The organism is Spirosoma aureum (assembly GCF_011604685.1).
In the GTDB taxonomy this organism is placed as follows: Bacteria; Bacteroidota; Bacteroidia; order Cytophagales; family Spirosomataceae; genus Spirosoma; species Spirosoma aureum.
This window is the reverse complement of record NZ_CP050063.1, coordinates 1,979,953-1,992,823: the sequence shown is the minus strand read 5'-3', so window position 1 is coordinate 1,992,823 and position 12,871 is coordinate 1,979,953. Positions and strand designations below refer to the sequence as shown.

The following is a 12,871-nucleotide window of genomic DNA, read 5'->3' as shown; positions in this document are numbered from 1 at the left end:
ATTTGGTTTAAGAGTGAAAGCGTATAGAACAGACTACCTAAAGCTCAATTGCTTACGGTATTGCAATGGTGATTCGCCAAACTGATTCTTAAACACGCGACAAAAGTGCGACCCACTCTCGAAACCACTCTCCTGCACGATATCACTAATACTTTTCTCTGTGGTTCTCAGCAAGATGCCAGCATGTGCTAACCGTTTCTGCAGAAGCCACTTAGCCGGTGGTATATTGAACATCCGTTTGAACTCGCGCTTAAAGCTGGGCAAACTTTGATGGGCCAGTTGAGCAAACTCAGGGAGCGATAGATTATACATAAAATTCGTCTCCATAATCATGTACAACGACGGACTAGTACGTTTAGCAAGTTTGCCGAGATACCCGACCAATGATTGATTATCAGGTTCGGCAAGAATGGCCAGAAACAATTCCCGAAAACATTGTTCAAGAATCGCTTCAATCGGTGCCTGCTCGTCGGTAAAGTAAGCTAGCATTCGTTGCGCCAACTGGCTAATCACTTCATTGAGTTTCAACTCATTAATCTGACTAAAAATTGATTCTGGCTCTGATTTTTGATCATAAATCTGCGGATAATTTTCAACAAGCTGTTGCAGATAACTGTCTGGTATGTAGAGGTTCATCGACCGCCAGCCTTCATCCAGATAAAGCTCCTGATTGTAGGCTCCTGTTTTGAAAAAATAGCAATGCCCTTCCTCCAATAAGTAGGTAGTATCAGGTCGATGAATCAACTTTCTGCCCTCTATAACAAAGGAGAGAATATTGTAATGCGTAAACACATCTACCTTCCGTATGGTCTGCGGACAGTAGTAGTATACAAACATCAAATCTTTACAATTGAACTGTTTGTAAAGCTCTGGCTGGTAGCGCAAAAATTCATACACATTTATCATGGCAATGCAGAATAAGAGCTTGGCCTTTAGTCGAAAAGCCACAGAAACTGGGTAACACATCCGCGTCGCCCTTTTAGCCAGTACAGGTAAAACCGATTAAGCGGTTAGGGTCCGTTCCGACAGCACTATACGTTGTTTTCGGTAATGTTGGGGCGCAAGTCCAAATTTGTCTTTGAAGACCCGGCTGAAATGGGAGCTATTCTCAAAACCACTATCGAAAACTATATCACCAATGCTCTTTTCGGTTGTGTTGAGTAGAACCAGGGCGTAATCGAGCCGCTTCTGAATGAGCCATTGAGCGGGCGTTGTATTGAATAAGCTTCTGAATTCACGCTTAAAGGAGGCCAAACTACGGTTGGCAATCTGAGCGTATTCATTCAGTGACAGATGGTACATGTAATTAGCCTCAAGCACCTCATAAAGCGATATACGAGGACGATCGGTCAGACTATGGAGATAGGTAACCAGGGCGTAATTATCAGGATTGATGAGCAGAGTAAATAACAATTCCCGAAACCGCTCTTCCAGTACCTCTCCAGTGGGTTCTATTTCCTGTTCAAAGTAGTTTAGTAAGGTTTGTACAAAGCCCGTTGTAGTTTCATTGGCGGCCAATTCAATAATCGGCTCAGTAGGCTGGTTTGTTATGGGTTTCCCCCGATAGAATTGCCGAAAACTTCGGATGAGCTGCTGTAAGTAAGTATCCGGTATATAGCATGTCAATGCCCGGAAGCCTTCATCCAGATACACTTCCTGAATAAATCCGCCTTTTTTGACAAATTCCAGGCTCCCTTTCGCAAATGTCCAGCTCTTTCCCTGTCGATAGATGCGTTTGCTTCCACTGACAACAAATGAAAGGTAGCTATGATGCGAAAATATGTCATCCCGGTGTTGCGACTGCGGGCAATCGTAGTAAGCAAACAGAAGATCTTTACATACGAATTGCCTGTAAATATCTGGTTGGTACTTCAAGAAGTCGTATACATTTGTCATAGCTCCGATCGAAAAGTTAACCAACTGACTGATAGAACAAAACTAGACAATATAATGCAAGCTCATTTTGCTGTACGGCTCAATTTATTGCCTCTAAAGGTCAATTTAAATCACCAGCAAAAAGATTGGTCAACCAATTCCGTAGATCCTGTATTTTTCATACTAATCAATTACCTGCTAGCCCTATTTCACGAATCGGCAAATCGGTTGAAAGCGCCCAAATTAGTAGTATTTGCCGGCATTTGGGAATCTGTCCGGTAGATGATCGCTGACATCTTTAACGTTCAGGCCAAAAGAAAATACGCACCCGTTCTCACCCTCGCCAACATCAGCCGTTCTTTTTTGTTTTATATTCAAGAAATTTTTGACCTGAACCGAGTACAAAGAATCAGCTATACCTCCTGAAGGCCGGTTAATAGCTACTAACTGGCTAGTAACCGGCCTTTAGTCTGATCTACCCTCGTTCGGACCAACACCACACAACCTAATTGACTCCCAGCCAATTGAACCTTATTCATGGTACCGTCCCAGCCTCTGACCTCCTCCACCTCCTGGACTACTGTTGCCACCGATAGTACATTTTGGTCAGAATTGGCCCAAACGCTACTACCAATATACGTAAATAACTGCCGTTGGTTTGCGGGTAAAGCCCGTCAGCAAACTGGCTTTACCGTTCAAACAATACATACCTTAACGCTTTCCGATGGTGACGTAGCCTTCCTGTTAATTCTGGAAGCAACCTATGCTGATGGCATTCCAGAGCATTATCTGCTTCCGCTATCATTCCTGACCGGCTCCATAGTCGATGTACCCGACAAAGGCCGCATTGGTGAGGCAATCCTCGGCGGTCAATCGGGACTTCTGATCGATGCCATCTACGACGAACGCTTCCGGCATGCTTTGTTCGCCAACATCTATACGAATCAGGTGATACCGCAATCGGATGGTCAACTGATTTTCCGTAAAGGCAAAGGGCTGGAAGAAGGCGATGAAAACCTGAGTTCAAGAGTGCTGCCTGTCGATTCGAGTAATTCTGCAATGACTTTTGGCGATAAATATTTCCTTAAGCTCTATCGTAAACTCTTTCAGGAAACCAACCCGGAAGTCGATATGGTGGCCTTTCTGACGGACGAAAGTAATTTCAATCATATTCCGGCCTTTGGCGGAAGCATTAGCTGGCAACAAGCCAATACCAATCCATCAGGGGAGCGTTCGAATATTACGCTGGGAATGATGCAGCGTATGGTCCAGAATGACAAAGACTCGTGGATGCAAACCGGCGATTATCTCAACGATTTTCTGTTTGCCGTGCCCCAACGCCTGTTTGCCATTCGGGAAGATGTTTTTGAGAAGGTTGAGTTATTGGGAAAGCGAACCGGCGAAATGCACTGTGCACTCTATAAACCGGAAGCCAATGAAGCTTTTGCTCCTGAACCATTTACGGATGAGTATCGCGAATTTCTGATTAAACGCTTTGGCGATCTACTTGAGCGTCGATACGCTCTGCTTATTGATAACTATACAAAACTTGATCCGCAAACACAGCGCCTTGCCTGGGTGTTTATGGAGGCCCGCGAGATGATCGAGACGTTTATTGACGACTTCCGAAACCGTCCGATTGATTCACTACGTATTCGTATTCATGGCGATTATCACCTTGGGCAAGTACTGGCTACTGGCCATGATTTTGTTGTGATTGATTTCGAGGGAGAACCGGAAAGCAGCATTACCGAACGAAAAATCAAGCACTCCCCCCTCAAAGATGTGGCTGGCATGATCCGGTCGTATCACTATGCTGTTTCGGCCAAACTTTTTAACTCCATAGAAACCGACGCTCTCCATCCTGAACATTTACAACGGGTTTCAGATCGGTGGTTTTACCTCATCCGCGATACCTTTTTAAATTCGTATCTGGATGTTTTTGGAACTCCACATCCATTATTCAAAAACAACAATGAAGTAAATTTCCTGTTACTGGTTTATCTGCTCGAAAAGGCAGTTTATGAATTGGGCTACGAAATTAGTTACCGCCCCTCCTGGGTTAAAATTCCACTCAGGGGTATTATTGACGTTGTTCGTGAAATTGAGAAAATTCGCCTGAGCGACGGTGAAAGTGTGCCCAACATACCAATGCTGCAAACAGCTCTGCTGCAATCGAAAAGCGAATAGTTTTACAAAGGGCAACCACACATGCCTTTCGACTAAGCAAACCAACAACACCCCAACACGAACAGTAAAAATTGAAGCATCGATGGATTGTAAAGGTGCTTCATGAAGAACGGTAAGGAATTTTTCTAACTTTCCGGCCCTGATCACGTTCAATAACGTAGCTATACCAGTTCCTAAAAAATGGCAAAACGCAAAACCACGACGTCACCGTCTACAATCTCACCGGCTGAAACCAAGCAGCCAGAACAGCCTGCCCCTTTACCACAAAACACCAACGAATCGGTGAAATCGGAAATTTATTCCCGTTTTACGGATTTCGATATTTATCTATTTCGGGCAGGGAAACATCAGAAGCTATACGACAAATTTGGCTCACACGTCGTTGAGTTTAACGGCGTTATTGGCACTTATTTCGCGGTTTGGGCACCTTCTGCGCGGTATGTATCTGTGATCGGCAGTTTTAATGGCTGGGACAAAGCTAGCCATCCACTGAAAGTCCGCTGGGATTCATCGGGCATCTGGGAGGCATTTATTCCGAACACGGGCAGGGGCGAATCTTACAAATATTTCATCGTTCACGAAGGAGGACGTGAAATTGAAAAAGGTGATCCGTATGCACACTGGTGGGAAACTCCTCCCAAAACAGCTTCCTTAGTCTGGGATACCTACTATGAATGGCAGGATCAGGACTGGATGGCGAACCGAAAGGCAAAAAATGCCCTTAATGCCCCGTTTTCGGTCTATGAGGTTCATTTATCCTCCTGGCGACGCGACCCTTCAGATCCAAAACGCGAACTGAGCTACGGCGAAATTGCCAATGCGCTTGTTCCGTATGTACAGGATATGGGCTTCACGCATGTTGAGTTCATGCCGGTTATGCAATACCCTTATGAACCCTCCTGGGGCTATCAGATTACAGGCTACTACGCGCCTAGCAGCCGCTTTGGTACACCGCAGGATTTCATGCATTTAATCGAACGATTGCACCAGGCGGGCATTGGCGTATTGCTCGATTGGGTTCCCTCCCACTTCCCCGGTGATGCACACGGTCTGTATGAGTTCGATGGGTCACATCTCTACGAACACCCCGATCCACGCAAAGGCTACCATCCCGACTGGAAAAGCTACATTTTCAACTACAGCCGACCAGAGGTTCGTTCCTTTCTGATCTCTAACGCCATTTTCTGGCTCGACCGTTGCCATGCCGATGGGCTCCGGGTCGATGCCGTTGCCTCCATGCTCTACCTAGATTATTCCCGGAATGCCGGCGAATGGGAACCGAACATGTTTGGTGGCCGCGAAAATCTGGAGGCCATTTCGCTCTTTAAAGAAATTAACGAAGCGATTTATCTCAGCTTTCCGGATGTACAGACGGTGGCCGAAGAGTCGACTGCCTTTCCGGGCGTATCGCGACCCGTTTACACCGGCGGATTGGGTTTTGGCATGAAATGGATGATGGGCTGGATGAACGACACACTACGCTACTTCCAGCGTGATCCGGCTTTTCGCAAATTCCATCAGGATAATCTGACCTTTAGCACAGTCTATGCTTTCACGGAAAACTTCATGCTCCCTCTTTCGCATGATGAGGTCGTGTATGGCAAGAAATCGCTTATTGGCAAAATGCCGGGCGATGAATGGCAGCGTTTTGCCAACCTAAGGCTATTGTTCTCCTATATGTTTACCCACTCTGGCAGCAAACTGATGTTTATGGGTTGTGAATTCGGGCAAACATCAGAGTGGAAATTCGACAACAGCCTCGACTGGCATTTGCTGGAATTTGCTCCCCATAAAGGCATGGCAACCTGCGTACGAGCCTTAAATAAACTCTACAGAAACGAGCCTGCTATGTACGAACGCACCTACACCGCCGACGGTTTTGAATGGATCGATACATCGGATCGGGAAAATAGTATCATTACGTACATCCGCAAAGGCAATCGCCCCGAAGACAATTTACTGGTTGTTCTCAACATGACCCCTATTCCCCGCTCCGACTACCGCATTGGCGTACCAACCGCAGGTTCATATCGGGAAATTTTCAATAGTGACTCCACCGAGTTCTATGGTAGTGGTATTGGCAATACATCCCCGGTTCAGAGTGAAGAATCTTCATGGCATGGACGCCCGCAGTCAATCCGGTTAAATGTGCCGCCACTAGGTGCCATTATCCTAAAAATTGGCTAATAACCTGGTTTTTTGTGCGATTGCACTGATTTAAGGATTAACTTGATTTTGAACCGTTCACTAGGCGACAAAATCAGATTAATCCTTAAATCAGTGTAATACCGGCTTAGCACCTATCTTTACCGACTCATACATCCTGATTCGTTTGCATGAAGAAAATAATTGTTGCGGTACTTACCCTTTTCTCCATTCCCAGTTTTGCCCAATCGCCGGTAGCAGCTCGTCTGAAGAGTGGTTTTGATCTGGGCATGGCCTATTCTAAAAACAATTATAATCCATCCATTACGTATTATCAGCTCATTAATGTTGGCGAGCGAAAATTATTTTCCCTGGGCTGGACGCTTCGTCTGGGTGCTTTTTACGGCGATAATTTGAATTATTACACAGCACCCGCCCGGCTAACACGAGGAAAAACTGGTTTTGGTGCACTCTCAGAGCCTCTCATTGCCCGTAATGTTGACACGGTTCGTCTCGATTACGTAACGATGACTTCTCTGAATGCGGGAGTTAGGGCGCAGCTTAATCTGGGCATGGTTGAACTGGGAGTCAGTGCTGACCTGTTAGGTTTCACATTTGGCAAGTCGCGCACGGGCCGCTATTGGTCATCAAATGGTAAGTTCAACCTAAAGACACCGGCGGGCGCAGATTCGACTCTTTTCTTTCAGGGGGTTAACGCTTTCCAGCAGAGTCGTCCCAGCAATTTAAACGTGCGGCTGCTGGGCGACAATGATCTTGGAACACTTTCTACAGAAGTTTATGCCCGTTTTCATATCAGCCAACGCTTTGCCGCCAAAGTGGGGTATCAATGGCTAACGACTGAAATCACTGTCAATAACCGCGACATTGTAGCCGATAACAATCGGTTTCGTAATCGGGCAGGGATGGTTTATGTAGCACTTACATTACCAATATTTTATTGATTCTCCGTTAGCTAACCAGCCAAAAATTAACAGGTTCCAGTCATAGGACTTTCGCTCAGATTCGTACCACCGCAGCCGCGGACGGTGGTTACTGCTGCTGCTCCTAATAACCGTGGCACGCATCTGAGCGAAAGTCCTACGTGAGCAATTCCCTCTTACAAATAGTTTCATTTTCGGGATGAGTAACTAGCTGACAGCTCAGACTTTCAGCTATAGGCCATCTATTCAGTAATCACTAGTTTGATTTGCTGCCCGATAGTCATAACCAATCTACCGCCATCTCTATAAGTTAGCACGATCTACTACATTTAATTGACAAAACCTCAGCCGAGCACTGCCCATTTAACACTTCATGGACTCACCGATTACGTGCCTTTTAATTGATGATGACGAAGACGATCAGGAAATTTTTTTGCTAGCTTTAAGAAAATTGGATTCGTCGATTGCCTGCTCCTTTGCTGACGATGGAGCAGAAGCACTGCGAAAACTTCGGCAGGATGAGACTTTTGTCCCTCAATTTATTTTCCTGGACTTAAACATGCCAGGAATGAATGGCAAGCAATGTCTAACGGAAATCAAAAAAATTGCCCACCTGCAACACGCATTGATCTTTATATACTCAACATCGTCTGAAGCAAAGGATATTCTGGAGACAAAACAACTTGGGGCAGACGGGTTTATTACAAAGCCCGCACAAGTGTCTGACCTGATTGATGAGTTGTCAAAATTGCTTCTGGACTGTTAGCCCGTCCGAAACCAGTTCATCATGAAAACGCATAGTCCGGCTTCTCTTTATCCCTTTCTCAGTCGAGAGGGGGAAATGGGCAACTTGATTCCCTCGATTGACTGGTCGATTAATCCACTAGGCCCAATTGACACATGGCCGCAAAGTTTGCGTACAACGCTCAGCATTATGCTTGGCTCCCCGCTCCCCATGCTTCTTTTCTGGGGTCCCGAACGGATTTGTTTTTGTAATGAAACTTACCACCTGGAGCTTGGTCATTCGAGTAATTATCCCGCAGTCACAGGTGAGCCGGGCCCAACGGCCTGGCCATTACTATGGACTGAGACGAACCTGGTTATCGATCAGACAGTAAGCAGTGGAAAACCTGTCAGGATTGAGAACAAATTATTAGCTATCCATCGAAAGGGAGAGCTGGTCGATAGTTACTGGACATTTAGCTACAGTCCTGTTATCGGCGAACTGGCTGAACCCGGTGGTATACTCATAACCTGCCTTGAAACAACAGGCATTCCTCAGTCTATCGGACCAATGGACATAACTCAGGAGCAGCTACAATTTGCGCTGAAGGCCAGTGAATTGGGCACCTGGGTTCTTGATCCTGTGCAGAATATTGTTCACTGGGATATGCGCTGCCAGGAGCTTTATGGCTTTCCGAACGATAATCAGGTCGCTTATGCCGATGTTTTGAACCACATCCATCCCGATGATCGTCAGGAAGTAGAAGAATCGGTTAGGCGCGTATTAGCTCCAGGATCAAAGGATCGTTATGACAGCAAGTTCCGGACAATCGCAGCTACCGATAATAAGCTGCGCTGGTTACGTTGCCAGGGCAAAGCGTATTTCAATGACCAAAATGTAGCTTACCGTTTTGCTGGAACAGCGCAGGATATTACGGATCAGGTGTTGGCTCAGGAAAATCTGAAACGAACCGAAGAACAGGCCAGATTGGCCGTAGATAGCGCAGGTGCAGGCACATTTTTCGTCGACTTAGCCACCGATACTATTGTCTATTCGTCTACACTTTCTACCATTTTTACGGGTAGTGAACAGGCCAACTTAACCCGCGATGTACTCATCAATTACATCCTGCCACAGGATCGCCCCATCCGGGATAAAGCTTATGAAAAAGCTGCACTGACGGGCAAATTACAGTACGAAGCAAGAACTGTCTGGAACGACGGCAGTATCCATTGGCTCAAAGTGATGGGTACTTATTTAAACGATGCATCCGGTAAAGCACTGAGTTTTGCCGGTATTGCCCAGGACATTAGCGTCGAAGTTGAAGCACGATTGGAACAACAGCAGTTTACGTCTCTGGTAGAAGGCAGTCCGGAATACATGAGCATTTTCCGTCTGGACGGCCCCGTACTGTATGTCAATCCGTATGGTTTAGAACTACTGGGTTTAACGCGTGATGGGATAACGTCCAGGCAAATGAGCGATTTCTTCACTGTTGAAGACTGGAAAATCGTACAACAGCAACAGATACCTGTTGCTATGGCTCAAAAGCAGTGGGAAGGCATACAACATTACCGTCATTTTCAGACAGGAGAACGAATTCCTCTGGATATCAAGCGATTTATTATCGACGATCCATCAACCGGAGAGCCCTATGCTATAGTGGCAACGGGCCGGGATCTACGCCCGACACTGGCAGCCCGAAAAGAGCTGGAAGAAAGCGAAGCAGCCCTTCAAAAAGCAAATAAGCGGCTGGAAATGGCGTTGAATGCCGGTCGTTTAGGTTCGTATGAACTGGATTTAGGATCGGGACTTATGCAGTGTACGCTTCAATGCCGGGCAAATTTTGGCCTTCCAGCCGATGCACTCTTTAATTTCCCAGACCTGCTGGATGTGATTTTACCCGACGATCGCCAACGTGTATTGGAAGCCATCGACGAGGCAATCATGACGACGAATACCTATAATGCCGAATATCGCATCAACTGGCCTGATGGCTCTATTCATTGGATCAGAGCTTCGGGCCAAGGAACGTATGACGAAACAGGAACCCCATTAAAAATGGTTGGCATTACAATGGATATTACCACCCAGCGAATGGCCCAGCAGGAGTTAGAGCGCCAGGTTAAGGAACATACGCAGGAATTAAGAACAACAAATCACGAGCTAATCAGAACCAATCACGAACTAGAACAATTTGCTTATATCGCCAGCCATGATCTTCAGGAGCCCCTCCGAAAGATTCAAAGTTTTGCGGGGCTGCTGCTTGACAATCGACACGATGACGAACTGTTTACGCTTTACCTTAATAAAGTGACCAAATCAGCGCAACGGATGTCGGCCCTGATTAAAGCCGTTCTCAACTACAGCCGATTGTCAAAAACGGATGAGCAGTTGGCACTAATCGATCTCAATCAGATTATACGAAATGTACTGGTTGATTTTGAGCTATTAATCGAAGAAAAAAAGGCCGTTATTCAGTGCGGAAATCTGCCCGTTATTGAAGGAATTCCGTTGCAGATGCATCAACTTTTCACTAACCTGATCAGTAATGCCCTAAAGTTTTCGGAAATACTCCCTGTCATTGTTATTCAGGCCAATATACTTACCCCAATAGAAGTCGTAGAGCAGCTTAACCTGTATCCAACCAGCACGTATGTCCACTTAATGGTACAGGATAACGGCATTGGCTTTGAACAGGAATATGCCGACCGTGTTTTTACTATTTTCCAACGGCTCAATAATGCCAAAAACTACAGTGGCACTGGTATTGGACTGGCCTTATGCCGCAAAATTGTAAGCAACCACGGGGGCATTATTACAGCCGAAAGCGAGCCTGGCCAGGGCGCTATTTTTCATATTTACCTGCCAGAGAAACAACCCGTAGGCCAGTTTTCAGCAGGCTATAGCCTCTAATCGACTACCGGCTGAAAACTGGTTTTTGTCTTATACTTCCACCGGCTTTAGATCGAAATAGGTTTCGAAAATGGAAGCCCCAATCTCATTCGTACGCGTCTGAAAATGATCCAGATACTGATGTAATCCTGCCTTAAAGACATCTGCAGTCTCGGTAAATTCAATCTCCGCACGTAGTTTGGAGAGCGTTCGCTCAGCCGTATTCCCGAAGCCATGAGAAATATTATTTCCCGAAATTTCGTAGAGCGATAACTCAGCCTGCCTAATACAGTGGGCAACGGCACGGGGAAACATTTTATCCAGGATGAGGAACTCAACAATGCTCGATGGCGTCAGTGAACGATACTGCTGACGGTGCATATTGTAGGCGCTAACCGACTTCAGCACCGCCGACCAGATCATCAGGTCGAGGGTAGAACCGACCGCTTCAATTTCAGGCAATAAGGTAAAATATTTCACATCCAGAAAGCGTGATGTTTTATCGGCACGCTCCAGAAATCGACCAAGCCGCCCAAAATGCCAGGCTTCATTACGGGTAATGGTCGCATCGATAATGCCGTAAAAGAGCTGCGTATCGTTGCGAATATCCGTGAAAAAACTTTGCGTTTGCACCTCGCCCCATTGCTGCTTTGGTGATGTTTCGCGGACTTTCAGGTAAAACTGATTGAGGTGTTCCCACATCTCCTTCGAAATAACTTCGCGGATCGTCCGGGCATTCTCGCGAGCGTTACTCAGGCACGAAACAATGGAGTTGGGGTTACGCTTTTCAAAAGTCATAAAATGAATGACATTCTCACGCGTTGGCTGCTTATAGTACTTGTCAAACAGGTAGTTATCGGCCGTTGCGATGAGCAGAGGCTCCCACTGCTGATTCACATTAGGTGGTAAATCGAGGGCCAGATTGAAGTTAACGCTCATGAAGCGGGCATAATTTTCAGCCCGTTCAATGTAGCGATGCATCCAGTAAACAGAGTTGGCAACGCGGCTCAGCATAAGTTAAATAATTGGGTTATCACGGAGGGTGACTAACAAAAATAGAACTTCATTGCTGTTTTACAAGCCTCGACTCTATAGTCTGATTATTTTACTAAATAATCATTTAAAAATAGAGTAATTTGCCAGCCATTCCTTTTCGTAAATAACACTATGTTCAAACTGTATTCACTACTCACGTTTGGCTTGCTATTCAGTACAGCAACATTGGCTATTGTCAGCCCAGGAAAGCCCAGTTCCAAATTTTATGAGGTGAGGATTTATTATCCAACGCCGGGTAAGTATGCCGAAATTGTTGACCGCTTCCGGCAATACACGACAAAAATTTTCGAGAAGCATGGGATGGAAAATATCGGATACTGGACTCCAACCGATACATCGCGCAAAGAGTTAATTTACATTCTGGCCTATCCAAGCCGCGAAGCGCGTGACGCGTCCTGGAAAGCATTTAGTAGTGATCCGGAATGGAAAGCAGTGGTGGCCAAAACCGAAGCCAATGGCAAGCTGGTCGACCATGTGGATCAGATATTCATGACCGAATCGGATATTTCTCCCGAAGTAAAAACCGGTGTAAAATCACCCGCCCGTACGTTCGAATTACGGACCTATACGCCAGCTCCCGACAAACTACCTGCCCTGCTGACTCGTTTCCGCGATCATACGATAAAACTGTTCAGTAACCATGGTATGACACACATTGGCTATTGGACAACGCAGGAGAAAGATGGCGGTCAGCCAAAGCTGGTCTATATTTTGGCTCACCCGAGTGAAGCTGAAGGCAAAGCCCATTTCGACGAATTTCGCAAAGATCCGGTCTGGGTTAAGGTAAAAGCAGAATCAGAAAAAAATGGACCGTTAACCACAAAGGTGGAATCGGTTTACATGAAACCAACGGATTATTCTCCGATTAAGTAAGCTAACGCTGTCTTCGGGTGGTTATCGATCTGACTGTAAAAATTAGATCAATAATCACCTGAAGATCAGTCCCATGCCGTAAAAGCTGTTTCATTTCATCAATACAAAGCGCGTCAATCAGGAAGAAACGAACAGAATGATAGTGACGGGTCAACAGTGGGCCACATGCGAT

At 45.9% G+C, this 12,871-nt stretch carries 9 protein-coding genes; 6 read left to right on the top strand and 3 right to left on the bottom strand.

All coding sequences use genetic code 11. The features are described 5' to 3' along the window. Nucleotides 1-33: 33 nt before the first annotated feature. Together G8759_RS07995 and G8759_RS07990 are read right to left on the bottom strand one after the other, a co-directional pair. The gene (locus G8759_RS07995; RefSeq protein WP_167206794.1) at nucleotides 34-948 is read right to left on the bottom strand and encodes a helix-turn-helix domain-containing protein; all 915 of its coding nucleotides are present in this window, start codon (nucleotides 946-948) and stop codon (nucleotides 34-36) included. A 54-nt stretch (nucleotides 949-1,002) separates the two neighbouring features. Beyond that, nucleotides 1,003-1,875, bottom strand: coding sequence for a helix-turn-helix domain-containing protein (locus G8759_RS07990; protein WP_167206791.1), 873 nt, complete (start codon nucleotides 1,873-1,875; stop codon nucleotides 1,003-1,005). 537 nt (nucleotides 1,876-2,412) lie between these two features. Between G8759_RS07990 and G8759_RS07985 the strand changes: the two genes are divergently transcribed. The 5 genes from G8759_RS07985 to G8759_RS07965 all read left to right on the top strand — a co-directional run bounded on the left by G8759_RS07985 (nucleotide 2,413) and on the right by G8759_RS07965 (nucleotide 10,791). Continuing rightward, on the top strand, nucleotides 2,413-4,065 hold the full coding sequence (locus tag G8759_RS07985; RefSeq protein ID WP_167206789.1) for a putative maltokinase: 1,653 nt from the start codon (nucleotides 2,413-2,415) through the stop codon (nucleotides 4,063-4,065). 180 nt (nucleotides 4,066-4,245) lie between these two features. Then, complete coding sequence (gene glgB / locus G8759_RS07980; protein WP_167206787.1) at nucleotides 4,246-6,252, top strand: 1,4-alpha-glucan branching protein GlgB; 2,007 nt, start codon at nucleotides 4,246-4,248, stop codon at nucleotides 6,250-6,252. Between the two features lie 149 nt (nucleotides 6,253-6,401). After that, nucleotides 6,402-7,172, top strand: coding sequence for a hypothetical protein (locus tag G8759_RS07975; protein WP_167206785.1), 771 nt, complete (start codon nucleotides 6,402-6,404; stop codon nucleotides 7,170-7,172). A 352-nt stretch (nucleotides 7,173-7,524) separates the two neighbouring features. Continuing rightward, nucleotides 7,525-7,917, top strand: a complete 393-nt coding sequence (locus G8759_RS07970) for a response regulator (RefSeq protein WP_167206783.1) — start codon at nucleotides 7,525-7,527, stop codon at nucleotides 7,915-7,917. 21 nt (nucleotides 7,918-7,938) lie between these two features. Next, on the top strand, nucleotides 7,939-10,791 hold the full coding sequence (locus G8759_RS07965) for a PAS domain-containing sensor histidine kinase (protein ID WP_167206781.1): 2,853 nt from the start codon (nucleotides 7,939-7,941) through the stop codon (nucleotides 10,789-10,791). 30 nt (nucleotides 10,792-10,821) lie between these two features. Here the strand turns inward: G8759_RS07965 and G8759_RS07960 are convergent, their stop codons facing one another. Further along, nucleotides 10,822-11,784, bottom strand: coding sequence for an alpha-E domain-containing protein (locus tag G8759_RS07960; RefSeq protein WP_167206779.1), 963 nt, complete (start codon nucleotides 11,782-11,784; stop codon nucleotides 10,822-10,824). Nucleotides 11,785-11,937: 153 nt separating this feature from the next. Here G8759_RS07960 and G8759_RS07955 point away from each other — a divergent pair, with 153 nt between their 5' ends. Further along, nucleotides 11,938-12,699 carry an NIPSNAP family protein gene (locus G8759_RS07955; RefSeq protein WP_167206777.1) on the top strand — a complete coding sequence of 254 codons (762 nt, stop codon included), beginning with the start codon at nucleotides 11,938-11,940 and terminating at the stop codon, nucleotides 12,697-12,699. Nucleotides 12,700-12,871 lie beyond the last annotated feature (172 nt).

Bases quoted from the DNA above. Each gene is read 5' to 3' on its own strand.
- G8759_RS07960 (WP_167206779.1), bottom strand. From the start codon at position 11,784: ATGCTGAGCCGCGTTGCCAACTCTGTTTACTGGATGCATCGCTACATT.
- G8759_RS07965 (WP_167206781.1), top strand. From the start codon at position 7,939: ATGAAAACGCATAGTCCGGCTTCTCTTTATCCCTTTCTCAGTCGAGAG.
- G8759_RS07970 (WP_167206783.1), top strand. From the start codon at position 7,525: ATGGACTCACCGATTACGTGCCTTTTAATTGATGATGACGAAGACGAT.
- glgB (WP_167206787.1), top strand. From the start codon at position 4,246: ATGGCAAAACGCAAAACCACGACGTCACCGTCTACAATCTCACCGGCT.
- G8759_RS07985 (WP_167206789.1), top strand. From the start codon at position 2,413: ATGGTACCGTCCCAGCCTCTGACCTCCTCCACCTCCTGGACTACTGTT.
- G8759_RS07975 (WP_167206785.1), top strand. From the start codon at position 6,402: ATGAAGAAAATAATTGTTGCGGTACTTACCCTTTTCTCCATTCCCAGT.
- G8759_RS07955 (WP_167206777.1), top strand. From the start codon at position 11,938: ATGTTCAAACTGTATTCACTACTCACGTTTGGCTTGCTATTCAGTACA.